General features: G+C 40.6%; 19 protein-coding genes. 17 read left to right on the top strand and 2 right to left on the bottom strand.

All coding sequences use genetic code 11. The features are described from left to right. The first annotated feature begins 9 nt into the window (after positions 1 to 9). The 3 genes from phoU (at position 10) to HT701_RS06150 (ending at position 2,156) form a co-directional block, all read left to right on the top strand. The gene (gene phoU / locus HT701_RS06160) at positions 10 to 663 is read left to right on the top strand and encodes a phosphate signaling complex protein PhoU (protein WP_000946465.1); all 654 of its coding nucleotides are present in this window, start codon (positions 10 to 12) and stop codon (positions 661 to 663) included. Positions 664 to 747: 84 nt separating this feature from the next. After that, on the top strand, positions 748 to 1,221 hold the full coding sequence (locus HT701_RS06155) for an NUDIX domain-containing protein (protein ID WP_033605139.1): 474 nt from the start codon (positions 748 to 750) through the stop codon (positions 1,219 to 1,221). Positions 1,222 to 1,340: 119 nt separating this feature from the next. Beyond that, positions 1,341 to 2,156 carry an ABC transporter substrate-binding protein gene (locus HT701_RS06150; protein ID WP_000837363.1) on the top strand — a complete coding sequence of 272 codons (816 nt, stop codon included), beginning with the start codon at positions 1,341 to 1,343 and terminating at the stop codon, positions 2,154 to 2,156. Positions 2,157 to 2,175: 19 nt separating this feature from the next. Here HT701_RS06150 and HT701_RS06145 read toward each other — a convergent pair whose 3' ends face one another. After that, complete coding sequence (locus HT701_RS06145; RefSeq protein ID WP_000744853.1) at positions 2,176 to 3,447, bottom strand: PLP-dependent aminotransferase family protein; 1,272 nt, start codon at positions 3,445 to 3,447, stop codon at positions 2,176 to 2,178. A gap of 416 nt (positions 3,448 to 3,863) precedes the next feature. Between HT701_RS06145 and HT701_RS11195 the strand changes: the two genes are divergently transcribed. The 12 genes from HT701_RS11195 to alaS all read left to right on the top strand — a co-directional run bounded on the left by HT701_RS11195 (position 3,864) and on the right by alaS (position 15,652). Beyond that, on the top strand, positions 3,864 to 4,010 hold the full coding sequence (locus tag HT701_RS11195) for a hypothetical protein (protein ID WP_000669513.1): 147 nt from the start codon (positions 3,864 to 3,866) through the stop codon (positions 4,008 to 4,010). A gap of 30 nt (positions 4,011 to 4,040) precedes the next feature. Then, on the top strand, positions 4,041 to 4,385 hold the full coding sequence (locus HT701_RS06140) for a hypothetical protein (protein WP_000489503.1): 345 nt from the start codon (positions 4,041 to 4,043) through the stop codon (positions 4,383 to 4,385). Positions 4,386 to 4,867: 482 nt separating this feature from the next. Continuing rightward, positions 4,868 to 5,599: an acetolactate decarboxylase gene (gene budA, locus HT701_RS06135; protein WP_023936077.1), complete on the top strand. Its 732-nt coding sequence runs from the start codon at positions 4,868 to 4,870 to the stop codon at positions 5,597 to 5,599. Positions 5,600 to 5,608: 9 nt separating this feature from the next. After that, positions 5,609 to 6,361, top strand: a complete 753-nt coding sequence (locus HT701_RS06130; protein WP_172931319.1) for a YhfC family glutamic-type intramembrane protease — start codon at positions 5,609 to 5,611, stop codon at positions 6,359 to 6,361. Positions 6,362 to 6,476: 115 nt separating this feature from the next. After that, a complete protein-coding gene (murB, locus tag HT701_RS06125) occupies positions 6,477 to 7,382 on the top strand; it encodes a UDP-N-acetylmuramate dehydrogenase (protein ID WP_000116176.1) in 906 nt (301 codons plus the stop codon). A 159-nt stretch (positions 7,383 to 7,541) separates the two neighbouring features. Further along, positions 7,542 to 8,699, top strand: coding sequence for an ABC transporter ATP-binding protein (locus HT701_RS06120; RefSeq protein ID WP_000742900.1), 1,158 nt, complete (start codon positions 7,542 to 7,544; stop codon positions 8,697 to 8,699). Continuing rightward, positions 8,680 to 9,486 (top strand): ABC transporter permease, encoded by an 807-nt coding sequence (locus HT701_RS06115; RefSeq protein WP_138700326.1) that lies wholly within the window; start codon positions 8,680 to 8,682, stop codon positions 9,484 to 9,486. The genes HT701_RS06120 and HT701_RS06115 overlap by 20 nt, the downstream gene beginning before the upstream one ends. Beyond that, positions 9,483 to 10,256: an ABC transporter permease subunit gene (locus HT701_RS06110; RefSeq protein WP_000712740.1), complete on the top strand. Its 774-nt coding sequence runs from the start codon at positions 9,483 to 9,485 to the stop codon at positions 10,254 to 10,256. The genes HT701_RS06115 and HT701_RS06110 overlap by 4 nt, the downstream gene beginning before the upstream one ends. Further along, complete coding sequence (locus tag HT701_RS06105) at positions 10,253 to 11,323, top strand: ABC transporter substrate-binding protein (RefSeq protein WP_172931318.1); 1,071 nt, start codon at positions 10,253 to 10,255, stop codon at positions 11,321 to 11,323. The genes HT701_RS06110 and HT701_RS06105 overlap by 4 nt, the downstream gene beginning before the upstream one ends. Before the next feature lie 159 nt (positions 11,324 to 11,482). Continuing rightward, positions 11,483 to 12,016, top strand: coding sequence for a DUF5626 family protein (locus HT701_RS06100; RefSeq protein ID WP_023939759.1), 534 nt, complete (start codon positions 11,483 to 11,485; stop codon positions 12,014 to 12,016). Between the two features lie 510 nt (positions 12,017 to 12,526). Next, complete coding sequence (locus HT701_RS06095) at positions 12,527 to 13,012, top strand: LURP-one-related/scramblase family protein (RefSeq protein ID WP_172931317.1); 486 nt, start codon at positions 12,527 to 12,529, stop codon at positions 13,010 to 13,012. 21 nt (positions 13,013 to 13,033) lie between these two features. Then, on the top strand, positions 13,034 to 15,652 hold the full coding sequence (gene alaS / locus HT701_RS06090; RefSeq protein ID WP_172931316.1) for an alanine--tRNA ligase: 2,619 nt from the start codon (positions 13,034 to 13,036) through the stop codon (positions 15,650 to 15,652). 89 nt (positions 15,653 to 15,741) lie between these two features. Here alaS and HT701_RS06085 read toward each other — a convergent pair whose 3' ends face one another. Next, the gene (locus HT701_RS06085) at positions 15,742 to 17,196 is read right to left on the bottom strand and encodes an alpha-amylase (RefSeq protein WP_172931315.1); all 1,455 of its coding nucleotides are present in this window, start codon (positions 17,194 to 17,196) and stop codon (positions 15,742 to 15,744) included. A gap of 178 nt (positions 17,197 to 17,374) precedes the next feature. On the opposite strand from HT701_RS06085, the gene HT701_RS06080 reads away from it, so the two are divergent. After that, the gene (locus HT701_RS06080; RefSeq protein WP_033680048.1) at positions 17,375 to 18,124 is read left to right on the top strand and encodes an ABC transporter ATP-binding protein; all 750 of its coding nucleotides are present in this window, start codon (positions 17,375 to 17,377) and stop codon (positions 18,122 to 18,124) included. Beyond that, entirely contained in the window at positions 18,105 to 19,739 is a 1,635-nt protein-coding gene (locus HT701_RS06075) for a hypothetical protein (protein ID WP_172931314.1), read from the top strand. The genes HT701_RS06080 and HT701_RS06075 overlap by 20 nt, the downstream gene beginning before the upstream one ends. The last annotated feature ends 529 nt before the right edge of the window (positions 19,740 to 20,268 follow it).

Below are 20,268 nucleotides of genomic sequence, written 5' to 3'. Positions count from 1 at the left end.
AGATGAAAGATGTTACGATCTCAATTTGAAGAAGATTTAGAGAAATTACATAACCAGTTCTACGCTATGGGACAAGAAGTGCTCTCACAAATCAATCGTACGGTGCGTGCCTTTGTCACGCATGACCGTGACCTGGCAAAAGAGGTCATCGAAGATGACGCAGAAGTAAATGAATACGAAGTGAAACTGGAAAAGAAATCATTTGAAATGATTGCACTCCAACAACCAGTCTCTCAAGATTTGCGTACAGTCTTGACTGTCCTTAAGGCTGTATCAGATGTGGAGCGTATGGGGGATCACGCTGTAGCCATTGCCCAGGCAACCATCCGTATGAAGGGGGAAGAACGCATCCCAGCTGTAGAGGAAGAAATTCAAAAAATGGGACGTGAAGTTAAAAGCGTTGTTGAAGCAGCACTTGATCTTTATCTTAATGGTTCTGTTGACGACGCATACCGGGTAGCCTCCATGGATGAGCAAATTAACCACTATTTTGAAACTATCCGTGACCTTGCGACTGAAGAGATTAAGAAAAATCCAGAAGCCATTGTTACGGGTCGTGATTATTTCCAAGTTATTTCCTACTTGGAGCGTATCGGTGACTATGCTAAAAATATCTGTGAATGGGTTGTTTACTTTGAAACAGGTAAGATTGTCGAATTATAAAATATTCAAAGGATAAAATTATTGTGAAAGCTTACTTTTTAATACAGTAAGCTTTCATTGTATAGATAGTTTACTTTGTCAGAGGTGAATAATGAACTACATACAGAATATCAGAAAAAAGTTGGAAAAGATAAGATTATTTTAAATTTTACCTGTGGAATATTAAGTCAATCAGGAAAAATTTTATTACAAAAACGAGCAGATAAAGGAACGTGGGGATTACCAGGTGGTGCTCTTGAATTAGGAGAATCGGCTTTAGAAGCTTTAGTGCGAGAGTTTTATGAAGAAACAGGAGTCGAAGTGAGGGTGGAAAAACTCTTAAATGTTTATACAAAATATTCAGACAGTTATCCGAATGGTGATGAGGCTCAAGTTCTTACAATCTTGTATTTAGTTTCATCTGAAACTTCTATCTCTACAAATTTTTTTACAAGTGATGAAACTTTAGAATTAGGATTTTTTGATCATAGTGACATACAAAATATTGCAATTGTAAACCAGCAGCATCAAGATATGATAAATGATTTTTTTGAAAATAAGTTCCCAATAGATAGATAAACTAACCACTGTATTTCTATTTTTTAGTAAATATATTTTATGAAAATGCAAGAAAACACTTGACAAGCAACTTAGATATCGTTATAATTATACAAAATTAACAGAGGGGTTGTTTATTTATGAAATCAAAAAAATGGATATTTGTTTTATGTAATTTTCTTGCAAGTTTCTTCTTAGTAGCTTGCCAGTCAGGTTCTAATGGTTCTCAGTCAGCTGTTGAGGCCATTAAGCAAAAGGGGAAATTGGTTGTGGCGACAAGTCCTGACTATGCACCCTTTGAATTTCAATCATTGGTTGATGGAAAGAACCAGGTAGTCGGTGCAGACATCGACATGGCTCAGGCTATCGCTGATGAACTTGGGGTTAAGTTGGAAATCTCAAGCATGAGTTTTGACAATGTTTTGACCAGTCTTCAAACAGGTAAGGCTGACCTGGCAGTTGCGGGAATTAGCGCTACTGACGAGAGAAAAGAAGTCTTTGATTTTTCAATCCCTTACTATGAAAACAAGATTAGTTTCTTGGTTCGTAAGGCTGATGTAGAAAAATACAAGGATTTAACTAGCCTTGAAAGTGCTAATATTGCGGCTCAAAAAGGGACTGTTCCAGAATCAATGGTCAAGGAACAATTGCCAAAAGCTCAATTAACTTCCCTAACTAATATGGGTGAAGCAGTCAATGAATTGCAGGTTGGAAAAGTAGATGCTGTTCATATGGATGAGCCTGTTGCACTTAGTTATGCTGCTAAAAACGCTGACTTAGCTGTCGCAATTGTCAGCTTGAAGATGAAGGACGGCGACGCCAATGCCGTTGCTCTTAGAAAAAATAGTGATGATTTGAGAGAAGTGGTAGACAAGGTCATCCAAAAACTCAAGGATGAAGGAATTTACCAAAGCTATCTTGAAAAAGCAGCAAGTCTAACTGAAGTTGAAGAATAAGAAAAAGCAGAGTTGGATGTCATTCCAATTCTGCTTTTAAATAGTTTAAAACCTTTTCCAGATTGTCTAGGGACACCTTGGCAAATTGATAAGGACAGGTGCTTAAATAGGCCTCTTCAAAGAAGTCCAAGCCTAGTTGACTGTGTTTGAGATTGGCGATTTTAGGATACTGTCTCAGGTCTAGCAATAAACCATCGTGAAGAGGAAAATGAGGAAGAGGACAGGGGCTGTAAGCTAGTCTTTCCTTGATTTGTTTTTGGTAAGTTTCTTGATTATTCAAGCGAGTCAGACGATTTTTCTCAAACAATTGACTATCGATATAGAGTGATAAGGCCTTTTGCATGATGAGGTTGCTGTCGTAGTCTAGGATATTTTTGTAGGCCACAAATGCTTCTTTGATAGCATTTGGAAGAATGAGTGCTGTAATACGAAGGGCTGGAAAGAGGCTGGTCGAGAAGGACTTGATATAAATGACACGCTCCTCTGTATCAAGATAGTGGAAGGTTTGGCCCTTCTTGGAGTCCAAATCACCCAGATAATCGTCCTCTACGATATAGACATCATACTTGGCTGCTAAGTCAAGAATAGCTCGTTTGTCCTGCTCAGAATAGGAATGGCCTAGAGGATAGTGAAATCGAGGAATGGTATAGAAAAACTTAATTTTTCCTGTTTTGAAGTGGCCTTCCAGTTCCTTCAAGTCAATCCCATCAATGCCTCGTTCAATCGTTTGATAGTCCAGACCCTGAGCAATCAAGAGGCGATTCATTCGATGGTAGGTCGGTTGTTCCATCAAGATTTCCTTGGCTTGGCTAGGGAAGGAAATTTGAGAAAGGATAAACAAGGCTTGTTGGGTTCCAGAAGTCAGTACCAGTTGGTCAGCCTTGCAGTAGAGGGCTTGGTCAAAGAGGAGTTGGTGAATGGATTGTCTTAAGTCTTCTAAACCTTCTTGATTTTCATAGTAGTTGAAGAGGTAGTTTTCCCGGCCAATCAAAGTTTCATTGACACAGAGTCGGAAATCGTCATAGGCGCTGGCGTGTTCATCCGTAACCTCGATTTCGAGGTCTTGGTGTTGCCCTTGTTCTAGGACATAGTAGCCACTCTGGGGCTTGGCATAGAGGTATTGTTCGTACCGTAATTCCAGCAGGGCGCGCTGAACGGTGTCCTTGCTACAGTGAAAGTCAAGGCTTAGTTGACGGATAGAAGGCAGGCGACTTCCCGTCGGAAAGCGTCCAGACTCGATACCATTTTTCAGATAGGAAACGACCTCTTGGTACTTGCTTTGTTTCTTCATTCCAGACCTCCCTTGATTTTGTTACATTGTACCCTTTTTTTTCCTTCTTGGCAATGTCTAGGGTGTTTCTCTCGTTCACATCTAAGAGCAAATGTGGTATATTCCCATCTTTAATACTTTTTTTGAAATCAAAGAGCAACCAAATGCAGATGTGACAGTTTTTCGGAACTTTTTTCTCTTTAAAACAAAATATGTATTTTTATCTGGGGTTGGTTTGTTTTAAAAAGTTTTCATGCTAATTTCCCCGTATTACTTGCACATATTTTTAGGAAAAAACTTGAAACCGTTTTCTAGTTGTGGTATAATAGAATTGAAAAATAAAAGTATACGAATGACTTGTTAGAAAGGAGTTTTAAATCAGAAAATCAAGTTATTTTATCAGTAATATATATTTGTGACTTGAAGGAGTGTTTTTTATGAAATTTAAAAAAACTGTAACTTCAGCTCTTGTTGTATTATCACTATTTTCTATTATGTCTCCTTCTATAGTTTCTGTTAGAGTATTTGCTGATGATGTAACTACTACGGAAGTTTCTGAAATTAGTACCCAAGAACAAAAATAAATAGATGATGTAGCTAATGTTCTTGATCAAATGTTTAGAAATGGAGTTAATGAAAAAAATTTTACTGAATATGTTTATAAAAACTTTTCTCAAAAAGATATTGCTCTTGCGGAAAATAAATTAGAAACTAATATTAATAATCTCTATGACAGAGTCCCTTGGGATGAGATGGGAGGATGTATAGCGAGAAAAATACGAGAAGAATTTTTTGCTATGACCAATGTTTCGCTAATTGTTAAGTATGCGCAGAAAAAGGCTTGGTTAGAATTAGCTAAAGTGGTACTAAGATTTGTTAAAGCTAATGGACTTAAAACAAATATTTATATCATTGCTGGTCAGTTGGCTATTTGGGCAGTTCAGTGTGGTCTGGAATAATGCGTGATAAAAACTTTTTAATAAAAGATGGGATTATTAGCTTTTTGATTGGATTTGTATATGCATATTTAGTGTTACAAAAATTTATCCTTTGGAAAATCCTTTTGTTTGCATTTATTTTTGCAATTATTAATACAATATTTATGTTTGCTAGGAACAAAAAATAAATAATGATTTAGTTAAATAAAAAAAGGCCCCTAGGGAAGTGTGTTCCTTAGGGGTTGTTGTGCCAGTTCAAGTTTTGTTTCTGTCAAAATCTCAGGCTACCCGTCGGAAAGCGTCCAGACTCGATGCATTTTTCAGATAAGCTACGACCTCTTGGTACTTGCTTTGTTTCTTCATTCCAGACCTCCCTTGATTTTGTTACATTGTACCCTTTTTTTCTTTCTTGGCAATGTCTAAGGTGTTTCTCTCGTTCACATATAAAGCTAAATGTGGTATACTTAGGAGTAACATTTATAGAATAACAAACAAGAAAGAGAATGGATAAGAACGTGCAGGAACCAGTGAAATTATTTCAATACAATACCCTTGGAGCCTTGATGGCTGGCCTTTATGGTGGGACCATGACAGTAGGAGAATTGCTAGAGCATGGAGACCTTGGTTTGGGAACCTTGGATTCCATTGATGGGGAATTGATTGTCTTGGATGGCAAGGCTTATCAAGCCAAAGGCTCAGGAGAGCAACCGGAAATTGTAGAAGTATCACCAGATGCCCTTATTCCTTACGCAGCAGTAGTACCACATCAGGCAGAGGTCATTTTCCGCCAGCGCTTTGAGATGACAGACAAGGAATTGGAAGAACGGATTGAGTCTTATTATGACGGGGAAAATCTTTTCCGCTCTATCAAGATTCGTGGGGAATTTTCACATATGCATGTGCGCATGATTCCTAAGTCGGCACCAGATACCAAGTTTGCTGATGTCGCAACCCATCAACCTGAATATAGTCGTGACAATGTGGCAGGAACCATCGTTGGTTTCTGGACGCCAGAGATTTTCAATGGGGTCAGTTTGGCAGGATATCATCTACATTTTATCTCAGATGATTTGACCTTCGGTGGGCATGTTATGGACTTTGTTATCAAGGAAGGCATTATCGAGGTGGGAGCTATTGACCAGTTGGACCAACGTTTCCCAGTCCAAGACCGTCAATACTTGTTTGCTAAGTTCAATGTTGACGAGATGAAAAAAGATATTGAAAAGGCAGAATAGGAGAAGAAAATGATCATTCATATTATCATTACCATGGTGCTGTTGCTGGCTTTCTTGCTAGGGAGCGTTTGGTATGCCAAAAAGAAATACCAGACTAATCTAGCTGCCTTGGGATTGGGTGCAGTCGCTTTCTTTGTTTCTTCGCAGATTTTGGAAAAACTGGTGCATATCTTAGTTTTACATCCTCAAAAAGACGGTAGTATTGCTCTCTTGCAAGATCATCCGCTTGTCTATATCATCTATGGCCTAGCCATGGCAGCATTTTTTGAGGAAACGGCTCGTCTTATTTTCTTCAAATGGTTGGAGAAAAAGAGAAGTTTGGAAAAGGCAGACGCCTTGGCCTATGGGTTAGGGCATGGTGGTTTGGAGTTGATTTTCCTAGGTCTTACTAGTTTACTCAATCTCTACTTCGTGCTTTCGGCAGTTCAAACTCAGGATCCACAGGTCATGCAATTACTGTCTGAAAATATGTTGAAAACCATTCAGTCACTTTCGGTCTGGCAGATTTATTTGCTTGGTTTTGAGAGAATCTTGGCGCTAGGTTTCCAATTACTCTTGACTGTTTGGGTTTACCAAGCTGTTCGCCAGAAGAAATGGATTTATCTCCTAGCAGCCTATGGCCTACATGCCTTCTTTGACCTAGCACCATCTCTAGTCCAAGTTGACTGGTTGACAAATCCAGTCTTGGTTGAAGTTGTCCTAGCACTTGAACTTGTTCTGGTTGCCTATGGGACCAAGGCAATCTTTTGTAAAAAATCATAAGAAAAAAGGGGGAAACCTCTTTTTCTTATGCAAAATCCAGACAAGGTCTTTTTATGGTCGTCAAATGTCTCTAAAAATGGTATAATGGAATGAATTTTGTAAAAGGAAGAGTGACATGTCTGTAAGAGAAAAAATGCTTGAAATCTTAGAAGGGATTGATATCCGTTTTAAGGAACCCTTGCATAGCTATAGTTATACAAAAGTAGGTGGAGAGGCCGATTATCTGGTCTTTCCACGAAATCGTTTTGAGTTGGCTCGCGTTGTCAAATTTGCTAATCAAGAAAATATCCCTTGGATGGTTCTTGGCAATGCTAGCAATATCATCGTTCGTGATGGTGGAATTCGTGGATTTGTCATCTTGTGTGACAAGCTCAATAATGTTTCTGTTGATGGCTATACTATTGAAGCAGAAGCAGGGGCTAACTTGATTGAAACAACTCGCATTGCGCTTCGTCATAGTTTGACTGGCTTTGAGTTTGCTTGTGGCATTCCAGGAAGCGTTGGCGGTGCTGTCTTTATGAATGCGGGTGCCTATGGTGGCGAGATTGCCCACATCTTGCAGTCTTGTAAGGTCTTGACTAAGGATGGGGAAATCGAGACCCTGTCTGCCAAGGACTTGGCTTTTGGTTACCGCCATTCAGCTATTCAGGAGTCTGGTGCAGTTGTCTTGTCAGCTAAATTTGCCCTAGCCCCAGGAACCCATCAGGTTATCAAGCAGGAAATGGACCGCTTGACGCACTTACGTGAACTCAAGCAACCTTTGGAATACCCATCCTGTGGTTCGGTCTTTAAGCGTCCAGTCGGGCATTTTGCAGGTCAGTTAATTTCAGAAGCTGGCTTGAAAGGCTATCGTATCGGTGGTGTTGAAGTGTCTGAAAAGCACGCAGGATTTATGATCAATGTTGCTGATGGAACGGCTAAAGACTACGAGGACTTGATTGAGTCTGTGATTGAAAAAGTCAAGGAACACTCTGGCGTTACTCTTGAGAGAGAAGTTCGTATCTTGGGTGAAAGCAAGTAGGAAGCTTTGGCTAAAAAGCTGCTGCTATGTCATGGAAAGGGGGTGAAAGCCTATCGTTAGTGCAGAAGAATGTAGGCAGTTCAATCTCCTACACGAGGTAGTAGTGGCCTGACAGAGCCCTGATCTGTTAATCTATGAAAAAGAAGGAATAAATGACAATTGAAAAAACCAATTATTGAATTCAAAAACGTCTCTAAAGTTTTTGAAGACAGCAACACCAAGGTTCTCAAAGATATCAACTTTGAGTTGGAAGAAGGGAAATTCTACACTCTTTTAGGCGCATCTGGTTCAGGGAAATCAACTATCCTTAACATCATTGCAGGTTTACTGGATGCGACAACAGGAGATATTTTATTGGACGGTGTCCGAATCAATGACATTCCAACCAACAAGCGTGACGTCCATACCGTCTTCCAATCCTATGCCTTATTTCCACATATGAATGTGTTTGAAAATGTTGCTTTTCCGCTCCGCTTGCGTAAGATCGACAAGAAAGAAATCGAGCAACGCGTAGCGGAAGTTCTCAAGATGGTTCAGTTGGAAGGGTATGAAAAACGATCCATTCGTAAACTCTCAGGAGGACAACGTCAGCGTGTGGCTATTGCCCGTGCCATTATCAACCAACCCCGTGTGGTTTTGTTGGATGAGCCTTTGTCAGCGCTGGACTTAAAATTACGAACAGACATGCAGTACGAACTGCGTGAACTGCAACAACGATTGGGCATTACCTTTGTCTTTGTCACTCACGATCAGGAAGAAGCCCTGGCCATGAGTGACTGGATTTTCGTTATGAATGATGGCGAGATTGTTCAGTCTGGAACTCCTGTGGACATCTACGATGAGCCAATCAACCACTTTGTTGCCACCTTTATCGGGGAGTCAAATATCTTGCCAGGTACCATGATTGAGGACTACTTGGTTGAGTTTAACGGCAAACGCTTTGAAGCAGTCGATGGGGGGATGAAGCCAAATGAGCCTGTCGAGGTTGTCATTCGTCCAGAGGACTTGCGCATTACCCTGCCTGAAGAAGGCAAGCTCCAAGTTAAGGTGGATACCCAGCTCTTCCGTGGGGTGCACTATGAAATTATCGCCTATGACGAACTTGGAAATGAATGGATGATCCACTCAACTCGTAAGGCCATCGTTGGAGAGGAAATCGGTCTGGACTTTGAGCCAGAAGACATCCATATCATGCGTCTCAACGAAACTGAAGAAGAGTTCGATGCTCGTATCGAAGAATACGTGGAAATCGAAGAGCAAGAAGCAGGTCTGATCAATGCAATCGAGGAGGAAAGAGATGAAGAAAACAAGCTCTAAACTCTTTGTAGTTCCCTACATGCTCTGGATCGCCCTCTTTGTCCTGACACCCTTGGTCTTGATTTTCGGACAATCCTTTTTCAACATTGAAGGCCAGTTTAGTTTAGAAAACTATAAATCTTACTTTGCGTCACAAAACTTGACCTACCTAAAAATGAGCTTTAACTCTGTACTCTATGCAGGAATTGTGACCTTTGTAACCCTGCTCATCAGCTATCCGACAGCCCTCTTTTTGACCCGTCTCAAGCACCGTCAACTCTGGCTCATGCTGATTATCCTACCAACTTGGATCAATTTGCTCCTTAAAGCCTATGCCTTTATCGGAATTTTTGGTCAGAATGGCTCTATTAACCAATTCTTGGAATTTATCGGAATCGGCTCACAACAGTTGCTTTTTACCGATTTCTCCTTTATCTTTGTCGCAAGCTACATCGAGCTTCCCTTTATGATTTTGCCGATTTTCAATGTCTTGGACGATATGGATAACAATCTCATCAATGCCAGCTACGACCTTGGTGCGACCAAGTGGGAAACCTTCCGTCATGTCATCTTCCCTCTATCTATGAACGGAGTGAGAAGTGGGGTCCAATCGGTCTTTATCCCAAGTTTGAGTCTCTTCATGCTGACCCGTTTGATTGGTGGGAACCGCGTTATCACGCTGGGAACAGCCATTGAGCAAAACTTTCTGACCAATGACAACTACGGTATGGGTTCTACCATCGGTGTGATTCTCATCCTGACCATGTTCATCACCATGTGGGTAACTAAGGAAAGGAGAGAACGATGAAAAAATTTGCCAATCTATATCTAGGACTGGTCTTTCTTGTCCTCTACCTGCCGATTTTTTACCTGATTGGCTATGCCTTTAATGCAGGCAATGACATGAATAGCTTTACAGGCTTTAGCTTGAGTCATTTTAAAACCATGTTTGGCGATGGTCGTCTCATGTTGATTGTGACTCAGACCTTTTTCTTGGCCTTTCTATCAGCCTTGATAGCGACCATTATCGGGACTTTTGGTGCCATTTACATCTACCAGTCTCGTAAGAAATACCAAGAAGCCTTTCTATCACTCAATAATATCCTCATGGTTGCGCCTGATGTTATGATTGGTGCCAGCTTCTTGATTCTTTTTACTCAGCTCAAGTTTTCACTTGGCTTTTTGACCGTTCTTTCTAGTCACGTGGCCTTCTCGATTCCTATCGTGGTCTTGATGGTCTTGCCTCGACTCAAGGAAATGAACGGTGACATGATTCATGCGGCCTATGACCTTGGTGCCAGTCAATTTCAGATGTTCAAGGAAATCATGCTTCCTTACCTGACTCCGTCTATCATTGCAGGTTATTTCATGGCCTTCACCTATTCGCTAGATGACTTTGCCGTGACCTTCTTTGTAACGGGAAATGGCTTTTCAACCCTATCAGTCGAGATTTACTCTCGTGCTCGTAAAGGGATTTCTCTAGAAATCAATGCCCTGTCTGCCCTTGTCTTTCTCTTTAGTATTATCCTAGTTGTTGGCTATTACTTTATCTCACGTGAGAAGGAGGAGCAAGCATGAAAAAACTCTATTCATTTTTAGCAGGAATTGCAGCCATTATCCTGGTCTTATGGGGAATTGCGACGCATTTAGATAGTAAAATCAATAGCCGAGATAGTCAAAAACTGGTCATTTACAACTGGGGAGACTATATCGATCCAGAACTCTTGGAGCAATTCACAGAAGAAACAGGCATCCAAGTTCAGTATGAGACCTTTGACTCCAACGAAGCCATGTATACCAAGATCAAGCAGGGTGGAACGACCTATGATATTGCCATTCCTAGTGAATACATGATCAACAAGATGAAGGACGAAGACCTCTTAGTTCCGCTTGATTATTCAAAACTTGAAGGAATCGAAAATATCGGACCAGAGTTTCTCAACCAGTCCTTTGACCCAGGCAATAAATTCTCCATCCCTTACTTCTGGGGAACCTTGGGAATTGTCTACAATGAAACCATGGTAGATGAGGCACCTGAGCATTGGGATGACCTCTGGAAGCCAGAGTATAAGAACTCTATCATGCTCTTTGATGGGGCGCGTGAGGTGTTGGGTCTGGGGCTCAATTCCCTCGGCTACAGCCTCAACTCCAAAGATCCCCAGCAGTTGGAAGAGACAGTGGACAAGCTCTACAAGCTGACTCCAAATATCAAGGCTATTGTGGCGGATGAGATGAAGGGCTACATGATTCAGAACAACGCTGCTATCGGTGTGACCTTCTCTGGTGAAGCCAGCCAAATGCTAGAAAAAAATGAAAATCTACGCTATGTGGTACCGACTGAGGCTAGCAACCTTTGGTTTGACAATATGGTCATTCCCAAAACAGTTAAAAATCAAGATGCAGCCTATGCCTTTATCAACTTTATGTTGAAACCTGAAAATGCTCTCCAAAATGCGGAGTATGTCGGCTATTCAACTCCAAACCTACCAGCTAAGGAATTACTCCCAGAGGAGAAAAAAGAAGATAAAGCCTTCTATCCAGATGCTGAAACCATGAAACACCTAGAAGTTTATGAGAAATTTGACCATAAATGGACAGGAAAATATAGCGACCTCTTCCTACAGTTTAAAATGTATCGGAAGTAGGAGTTAAACGTAAGAAAACGAATCAGTTAGAGCTGGTTCGTTTTTTTAACTCTTTTTCTTTGCAATAACAATATTTTATGGTATAATGTAAGCGTAAACACAAACACAAGAAACTCTCTAAATATTCTATGCTTTTAAAAAAGATAGGAGGAATAAATCATGAAAAAGAAGTTTATGATTTTCTTAACAGCAGTTGCTAGTTTATTGTTTTTAACAACATTTTCAACTACAAAGGCAGATGAAAATATTGACAATAACGGTAGTTATGAAACAAGAACATCTTTAGTAATGAAAGTCGGGGATTCTGCTACACAAGTATTTACAGATAATTCTGGGGAAGAAAATGTAATTACCGTTACAAAGGTTGCTGACAGACCTAGAACCAGTTTTAGATGGGCACAAGTTGGTAGTGAAAAAGCTAGTAACGGAACTTATCATATAAGTTACAGACGCGGGATATTTAACTGTGGCTTCTATATCACAATAGATACTCGTAACATTACCAGCGCATATGATTTATGGTATTTCCATCTAGTAGGCACAAACTCCGCAAATTTAGTGCATGAAAGTAATAGGAGAGCAACAGCATATTTCACATTTCAACTCAGTGTTCCTTGGATTAACGGCCCAAGTTGGGACGGAGCTCTTCGAGCAGAGCTCGACGCAGACTATCTAGTTACACTGGTGAAGTAAAATGGGAATGTTTGGTTTGATGACAGTCGCTCTTACTATAACTCTCTTTCTAATCATCATTTTTTTAATAGTAAAAAATCTTAAGAAATAAACAATTTAAAATATTTAGAGAGCAGATAAAGACACCAAAATTAAATAATTTGGTGTCTTTTATTATGAAATATTCGAAAACTTGGGATAAAAGTTGGGATAAAAAGAAAAATGGCAGTAAGAAAAAGTATATTCTGAAAAAGTAATCGAAGATGTAGGGAATGGGGTTTCTTAAATGGGAATGATTTCCAGTTGACGTAGACTTAAAAAAACGGTATAATACTTAAGTTGAGAATTGATTTTCACTTGTCTTAGTCCAGAGAAATGGCGGTGCTGCGAGCCATCTAAGCTAGGAAGTCATGCTACTCAATCATACAATTGCATAAGAATAAGAGAATGACAAGTTCATTGAATGAAGGTGGTACCGCGGTTTTTCGCCCTTCGTGATATGAGCTTGTCTTTTGATTTTTGGAGGTGTTGATGAAAACATTTCTTGTCAAACAAAAGTTTCGTCTTGGAGGCGAACGCTTCGCTATCAAGGATGACAGGGGAGAAATCGCCTATCAGGTGGAAGGATCATTTTTTAAGATTCCCAAAACCTTTACCATCTATGATGCTAATGGTGAACAGGTTAGTCAGATTAGTAAGGAAATCTTGACCTTGCTTCCTCGTTTTGAGATTCAGCTTCGGGATGGCTCGAGTTTTGTCATTCGTAAGAAGTTGACCGTCTGGCGAGATAAGTATGAGTTTGATAATCTAGGTCTTCGTATCGAGGGCAATATCTGGGATTTGAATTTCAAATTGCTGGATGATCGCGATCATCTGATTGCGGAAATTAAGAAGGAACTCTTCCATCTGACCTCTACCTATACCGTAACGGTTCTGGAGGACGCTTATGCAGATCTAGTCATTTCCCTCTGTGTCGCGATTGACTATGTGGAAATGCTGGAAAGCCAATCACATTAAACAAGTAAATAAGGAGACAATATGAAACAACTATCTAGTGCACAAGTACGCCAAATGTGGCTTGACTTCTGGGCGACCAAAGGTCACTCTGTAGAACCATCAGTAAGTTTGGTTCCTGTAAATGACCCAACTCTTTTGTGGATCAACTCTGGGGTAGCAACCCTTAAGAAATACTTTGACGGGACCATCATCCCTGAAAATCCACGTATTACCAATGCCCAAAAGGCTATCCGTACCAACGACATCGAGAACGTAGGGAAGACTGCACGTCACCATACCATGTTTGAAATGTTGGGGAACTTCTCTATCGGAGATTACTTCCGTGACGAAGCCATCACTTGGGCTTATGAGCTTTTGACAAGTCCTGAATGGTTTGATTTCCCAGCTGAAAAACTTTACATGACTTACTATCCAGATGATAAAGATTCTTACAACCGTTGGATTGAAGTGGGAGTGGATCCAAGTCACTTGATTCCTATTGAGGACAACTTCTGGGAAATCGGTGCGGGACCTTCTGGACCAGATACAGAAATCTTCTTTGACCGTGGAGAAGCCTTTGACCCAGAAAATATCGGTCTACGCCTTCTTGCAGAAGATATCGAAAACGACCGTTACATCGAAATCTGGAATATCGTTTTGTCACAATTTAACGCAGACCCTGCTGTTCCTCGTAGCGAGTACAAGGAATTGCCACACAAGAACATTGATACGGGCGCTGGTTTGGAGCGTTTGGTGGCGGTTATCCAAGGGGCTAAGACTAACTTTGAAACAGACCTCTTCATGCCGATTATTCGTGAAGTAGAGAAATTGTCTGGTAAGGTTTATGACCAAGATGGCGACAACATGAGCTTCAAAGTCATCGCTGACCACATCCGTTCTCTTTCATTTGCCATTGGGGATGGTGCCCTTCCAGGAAATGAAGGTCGTGGTTACGTCCTTCGTCGTCTTCTCCGTCGTGCCTCTATGCACGGTCAAAAATTGGGTATCAACGAGCCTTTCCTTTACAAACTGGTTCCAACTGTTGGAAAAATCATGGAAAGCTACTATCCAGAAGTGCTTGAAAAACGTGACTTTATTGAAAAAATTGTTAAGAGCGAAGAAGAATCATTTGCTCGTACCCTTCACTCAGGTCAACACTTTGCCCAAGGCATCGTAGCTGACTTGAAAGAAAAAGGTCAATCTGTCATTGCTGGTCAAGATGTATTCAAACTTTATGACACTTATGGATTCCCAGTTGAATTGACTGAAGAAATCGCTGAAGAGGCTGGTATGACTGTAGACCGTGAAGGTTTTGAAGCAGCCATGAAAGAACAGCAAGAACGCGCGCGTGCGTCAGCTGTCAAGGGTGGTTCAATGGGTATGCAAAATGAAACCCTTCAAAACATCACAGTGGAAAGCCGCTTTAACTATGAAGCATCTCAATTGTCTTCTAAATTGGTGGCTATCGTGGCTGACAATGCAGAAGTAGAATCTGTATCAGAAGGAACTGCCTCTCTTATCTTTGCGGAAACGCCATTCTATGCTGAAATGGGTGGACAAGTAGCTGACTACGGTCAAATCTTGGATGCTGAAGGAAACCTTGTGGCTACTGTGACAAATGTTCAAAAAGCACCAAACGGACAAGCTCTTCATACAGTTGAAGTCCTTTCACCGCTTGCCTTGAACCAAGAATATACCTTGGCAATTGATAGCAATCGCCGTCACCGTGTTATGAAAAACCACACTGCGACTCACTTGCTTCACGCTGCCCTTCACAACGTCCTTGGAAACCACGCAACACAAGCAGGCTCTCTTAACGAAGTTGAATTCCTTCGCTTTGACTTTACTCACTTCCAAGCTGTGACTGCTGAAGAATTGCGTGCCATTGAACAGCAAGTCAATGAAAAAATCTGGGAAGCTCTTGAAGTGAAGACAGTTGAAACGGATATTGACACTGCTAAAGAAATGGGAGCTATGGCCCTCTTTGGTGAAAAATACGGTAAGGAAGTCCGTGTTGTCACTATCGGTGACTACTCTATCGAGCTTTGTGGTGGTACCCACGTTGGTAACACTTCTGAAATTGGCCTCTTCAAGATTGTCAAAGAAGAAGGGATTGGATCAGGAACTCGCCGTATCTTGGCAGTGACTGGTAAGGAAGCCTTTGAAGCCTACCGTGAACAAGAAGACGCTCTTAAAGCTGTCGCAGCAACTTTGAAAGCACCTCAACTTAAAGAAGTACCTCACAAGGTAGAAGGACTTCAAGAACAACTTCGTCAATTGCAAAAAGAAAATGCTGAGTTGAAAGAAAAAGCCGCAGCTGCAGCTGCAGGCGACATCTTCAAGGATGTTAAGGAAGTCAACGGTCACCGTTACATTGCTAGCCAAGTTTCTGTATCAGATGCAGGTGCCCTTCGTACTTTTGCAGATAACTGGAAACAAAAAGACTACTCTGATCTTCTTGTCCTAGTTGCCGCTATCGGTGACAAAGTCAATGTCCTTGTAGCAAGCAAGACAAAAGACCTTCATGCAGGAAACCTTGTCAAAGAATTGGCACCAATCGTCGATGGACGTGGTGGTGGTAAACCAGACATGGCCATGGCAGGAGGAAGCAACCAAGCTAAAATCCAAGAATTGTTGGATGCCGTAGCAGGTAAATTGTAATCAAGTAAAGATCTATCCATTTGGGTAGGTCTTTTTGTGAATACAAAAAAGCCAAATCTGATTGGATCTGGCTGGATTATTATGAGTTATTAGATTGTATTGGTTGCCCAGACACTTACAGATCTTGCTGAGACTGGGAATTGTCCATAACCTTCCTCATCGATTGTAACTTGATCTTGGTGGTTTCCAAGTAAATCTACAAAGGTTTGGTTAGCCCATTCTTGGCCGACAAACATTGATTTGCTATTTTCTTGGTCATTTGAGATAAGGACTGCGATTGGGGATTGATTTTCAGCACCTGAACGTACCCAACCGATACAGTTAGGGTCATCAAAGTAGTCATTTTGTTCTCCATAGGCCAAATCTTTTCGGATGGTTAGGATGCGGTCAAGGACTTCTTTGAAATCTTGTTGAGCATATTGCCCTGAAATCCCATAGTAGTCACCGTAAAAGACACATGGAAGCCCATCTTGGCGTAACAGAATGAGGGCATAGGCTGCTGGTTTGAACCATTCTTCAACAGTAGACTCAAGAGCCTGACCTCGTTGTGTATCGTGGTTGTCGACAAAAGTCACAGCCTTGTCAGGCTTGAGTTCAACCAGGCTATCTGTGAAAATGCCACGAAGGTCATAGTTTGAACCTGCTCGACTAGCATCAAAGAGATTCTGGTGGAGACGAACATCGACAAGGTCAAAGCGTTCTTCCGTTTTTTCAAGATAGTCCAGATTGGCTTCCTTGTCTGGATTCCAAAATTCACCGAACACATAGAAATCTTGACCATATTTTTCCTTCATATCGCGGATAAAATTGCGCATGAAGAAAGAGTCAATGTGTTTGACGGCATCCAAGCGGAAACCAGCAATACCAGTCGTTTCCATGAACCAGTCAGCCCAGTCATAGATATTTTGGATGACTTCAGGATGTTTAAAGTCTAAATCGGCATACATGAGGTAGTCGTAGTTTCCGTTTTCGTTATCGACCAATTCCTCGTTAGCCCATCCCTTGTTGTCCCCTTGGATGAGATAAATCCCAGACTTACGGCGTTTGGCATCGTAGTCTGTACCTGTGAAGTGATACCAGTGCCAGTGGAAGTCATTGTAGGTATCTTGGCGACCATCGAAGGTAAAACTAGTCCAGCCATTGATGGTGAAGGGTTCTCCAAGTTCAACTGTACGGTCTACAGGATCAACTTCGATAACCTGAAAGGCTTCCCTGTGATCGGCAGCAGCCTTGTGGTTGAGAACTACATCGGCCATAGGTTGGATTCCCTGTGATTTTAGGGCTTGAATAGCTTGAAGATAGTCTTCTTTAAAACCATACTTGGTGCGGACAGTTCCTTTTTGGTTAAACTCGCCTAGGTCGAATAAGTCATAGACCCCATAGCCTACATCTTTTTCATTGGTCGCCTTAAAAGCTGGTGGCATCCAGACGTGGCTGATTCCCAGATCAGCTAGGTGTTGAGCATCTTCAGCCAGACGCGTCCAGTGCTGACCGTCGTGGGGCAGATACCATTCAAAGTATTGCATGAGTGTTTGATTTTGCATGATGTTTCCTCTTACTTGTCAATCTTGTTCTTTATTCTATCATAAAGTATCTCTTAGGGCAAACGTTTGCGTAAGATAGAAAAAATATATTTTAACTACTTAAAATAAAGTGTTGATTTTTTTGTATCAAAGTGCTAGTATAATGGTATGTAATATAGATAAAGATAGGAGTCATCCCATGATTGAATTTCAAAATGTTAGTAAGTTGTATGGTGATAAAGAGGCTTTGAGCAATCTCAATTTGCAGATTGAAAATGGAGAAATTATGGGCTTGATTGGCCATAATGGTGCTGGAAAATCGACCACTATAAAATCCTTAGTCAGTATCATTTCGCCCAGCAGTGGTCGTATTTTGGTAGACGGTCAGGATTTATCGGAAAATCGCTTAGAGATCAAACGAAAGATTGGCTACGTAGCAGACTCGCCTGATTTATTTTTGCGTTTAACGGCCAATGAATTTTGGGAATTGATTGCTTCATCCTATGATCTAACTAGCTCTGACTTGGAGGCTAGTCTAGCTAGGCTATTGAGTGTTTTTGATTTTGCTGAAAACCGCTATCAGGTTATTGAAACCCTTTCTCACGGAATGCGTCAGAAAGTCTTTGTCATTGGGGCACTCTTGTCTGATCCCGATATTTGGGTCTTGGACGAACCCTTGACTGGTTTGGATCCCCAGGCTGCCTTTGATTTGAAGCAAATGATGAAGGAACATGCACAAAAAGGCAAGACAGTCTTGTTTTCAACTCATGTCCTAGAGGTAGCTGAGCAAGTCTGTGATCGGATTGCCATTTTGAAAAAGGGGCATTTGATTTATTGTGGTAGCGTAGAGGACTTGAGAAAAGACCACCCAGACCAGTCTTTGGAAAGTATCTACCTTAGCCTTGCTGGTAGAAAAGAGGAGGTTTCAGATGCGTCTCAAGGTCATTAAAAAATTAGTTGATATCAATATCCTCTATTCATCTCAAGAAGCTAATCTGGCTAATCTACGAAAGAAGCAGGCTAAGAATCCTGGGAAAAAAGTAAATGTTTCCGCTAGAGTCCTAAGTTCTTACATTTTTTCTAGTCTCTTGATGCTTTTCATGTTTATAAATATAGCCTTTCGTTTTCCTTTTGAGGAAATGCCAAGTTTTTTTAGTAGCATGGTTGCTATTTTACTGGTGCTTGCCTTTTCAACTTCTTTCACTGCCTTTTACAATGTCTTTTATGAGAGTAAGGATTTGGTATCGTATAGGCCTTATGTCTTTAAAGAATCAGAGATTATAATCGCTAAAGGACTGTCTGTCCTCTTGCCAGCTCTAGCTGGAATTGTACCAATCCTAGCTTATTTTCTAGTCCTCTATATTAGGCTAGCTCCTTCTCTTTGGCTGGGCTTGCCTTTGATGCTGCTGTCTTTGGTCTTATTATTTGTCTCTGTTACTTTAGTGATGGTAGTGGCAGTACATTTCTTGGCTCAGACTACGGTCTTCAGAAAGTATCAGTCTATTTTTTCGAATGTGATGATTGGGATAGGAGTTCTCATACCTTTAATATATGTCTTCTTTCTACAGTCGACTTCTGGACGTATTGTTGACAAAGTTAGAGACATTCCATTTCTCCTTTATCCTATTCATCTCTTTTACAAAATAGCAGTGGAGCCTTTTTCGACAGAAGCCATCCTGGGTCTGCTCGCTTGGATAGGACTAACTCTCTTCTTGCTTTACTTGAGCAAAAAGAAGGTTTTTCCTCGTTTTTATGACGTGATTCTGCTTAACAGTGAGGAGAAGGTCAAGAAAGAACGTCGCAGTAAGGAGAGAATTTCAACTACTAAAAAGGGATTTTTCCGTATGGTTTTACGCTACCACCTCACCCTCTTGGGACAGGGGACTGGCGTGATTACAGTGCTTTTTACAAGTGCTTTCCTTCCTTATCTCATGATGATCGGTCTGATTTCCAAAATCCGAGATTCTCAGATAGTTCCAGACATTCATCCTCCATACTGGTTACCCTTGTTTTTTGTAGGAGTGTTTATAGCAGTTGTCAATAACAATATCACCAGCCTGCATTCAATTGCCTTGTCCTTGGAGAGAGAAAATGTTGATTTTCTTAAGAGTTTACCCTTTGACTTTGCTCGTTATGTGAAAGTGAAATTTTGGATTATATTTGCTGTCCAGTCCTTTTTACCAGTTCTGACTTTACTTGGCCTTTCTCTATATCTAGGCTTGCCCATCCTTTCGATGATTTACCTTCTTGTGGCATGGATCCTTGCCAGTGTCATCCTTTCTTGCCACCATTACCTTAAGGACGTGAAAAATCTGTCAACCAATTGGAGTAGCATTACGGACTTGGTGAACCGTTCAAATCGTATAGTAGCAATAGTTTTACTCTTAATTTATAGTGTTATCTTAATGATTTTAGTCATAGCAAGTTTGTTCTTGGTTCGGTCTCTCGCCCCTGTCCTTGCCATCAGCTTGGGAGTAGGAGTTCTTATCCTCTTGCTTGCTCTTGCTATTTTTGGCTATCATTACTACCTGTCACGCATATTGGCAGAAATAGAAAAAAGATGAGCTAGTTGGTCGATTGCTTGATAAATTCAATTCGACAAACGCTTTTATAGTTTGTTAGAATATAGTTGTAAATGATTACGATTGGTAATCAAAAATATAGGGAGGAATGTTTTGAATAAGAAATATAATATAGTTCTATTATTATTGTTTATAGTTTATTTATTTGGATATTTTTCAATTTCAAAAACTTTCATTCCTATAATGTGTGTGATCCAAGTATTTTTGATAGAACATATATTTAAAGTTAGAAATAGAATGATGCAGATAGGTGAAATTTTAATTATTGTTGCTTCTATAATATTATTTATTGATAGTATATTTAGTTTGTAACAAAAGGCTTTTCTATAAAATCAAATTTTCCAGATACCTGCTGAAGCTGATCTATATCCTAATATTTCTTCTACTATCTTCGTCACTAAATTTGACAGACATATATTGCAGGTACAACCTCTCTACCTACAATCTCAAAGTTAATACTCTTCGAAAATCTCTTCAAACCACGTCAGCTTTGCCTTGCCGTAGATATGGT

Origin of the sequence: Streptococcus sp. 10824 (assembly GCF_013276595.1) — a bacterium.
Lineage (GTDB): Bacteria > Bacillota > Bacilli > Lactobacillales > Streptococcaceae > Streptococcus > Streptococcus pseudopneumoniae.
This window is presented reverse-complemented; position numbering and strand designations above follow the sequence as displayed.

What these genes read in the sequence shown, in the direction of transcription:
- phoU (WP_000946465.1), top strand. Translation starts at nt 10, where the DNA reads ATGTTACGATCTCAATTTGAAGAAGATTTAGAGAAATTACATAACCAG.
- HT701_RS06150 (WP_000837363.1), top strand. Translation starts at nt 1,341, where the DNA reads ATGAAATCAAAAAAATGGATATTTGTTTTATGTAATTTTCTTGCAAGT.
- HT701_RS06145 (WP_000744853.1), bottom strand. Translation starts at nt 3,447, where the DNA reads ATGAAGAAACAAAGCAAGTACCAAGAGGTCGTTTCCTATCTGAAAAAT.
- HT701_RS11195 (WP_000669513.1), top strand. Translation starts at nt 3,864, where the DNA reads ATGAAATTTAAAAAAACTGTAACTTCAGCTCTTGTTGTATTATCACTA.
- HT701_RS06140 (WP_000489503.1), top strand. Translation starts at nt 4,041, where the DNA reads ATGTTTAGAAATGGAGTTAATGAAAAAAATTTTACTGAATATGTTTAT.
- budA (WP_023936077.1), top strand. Translation starts at nt 4,868, where the DNA reads ATGGATAAGAACGTGCAGGAACCAGTGAAATTATTTCAATACAATACC.
- HT701_RS06130 (WP_172931319.1), top strand. Translation starts at nt 5,609, where the DNA reads ATGATCATTCATATTATCATTACCATGGTGCTGTTGCTGGCTTTCTTG.
- murB (WP_000116176.1), top strand. Translation starts at nt 6,477, where the DNA reads ATGTCTGTAAGAGAAAAAATGCTTGAAATCTTAGAAGGGATTGATATC.
- HT701_RS06115 (WP_138700326.1), top strand. Translation starts at nt 8,680, where the DNA reads ATGAAGAAAACAAGCTCTAAACTCTTTGTAGTTCCCTACATGCTCTGG.
- HT701_RS06110 (WP_000712740.1), top strand. Translation starts at nt 9,483, where the DNA reads ATGAAAAAATTTGCCAATCTATATCTAGGACTGGTCTTTCTTGTCCTC.
- HT701_RS06105 (WP_172931318.1), top strand. Translation starts at nt 10,253, where the DNA reads ATGAAAAAACTCTATTCATTTTTAGCAGGAATTGCAGCCATTATCCTG.
- HT701_RS06100 (WP_023939759.1), top strand. Translation starts at nt 11,483, where the DNA reads ATGAAAAAGAAGTTTATGATTTTCTTAACAGCAGTTGCTAGTTTATTG.
- HT701_RS06095 (WP_172931317.1), top strand. Translation starts at nt 12,527, where the DNA reads ATGAAAACATTTCTTGTCAAACAAAAGTTTCGTCTTGGAGGCGAACGC.
- alaS (WP_172931316.1), top strand. Translation starts at nt 13,034, where the DNA reads ATGAAACAACTATCTAGTGCACAAGTACGCCAAATGTGGCTTGACTTC.
- HT701_RS06085 (WP_172931315.1), bottom strand. Translation starts at nt 17,196, where the DNA reads ATGCAAAATCAAACACTCATGCAATACTTTGAATGGTATCTGCCCCAC.
- HT701_RS06080 (WP_033680048.1), top strand. Translation starts at nt 17,375, where the DNA reads ATGATTGAATTTCAAAATGTTAGTAAGTTGTATGGTGATAAAGAGGCT.
- HT701_RS06075 (WP_172931314.1), top strand. Translation starts at nt 18,105, where the DNA reads ATGCGTCTCAAGGTCATTAAAAAATTAGTTGATATCAATATCCTCTAT.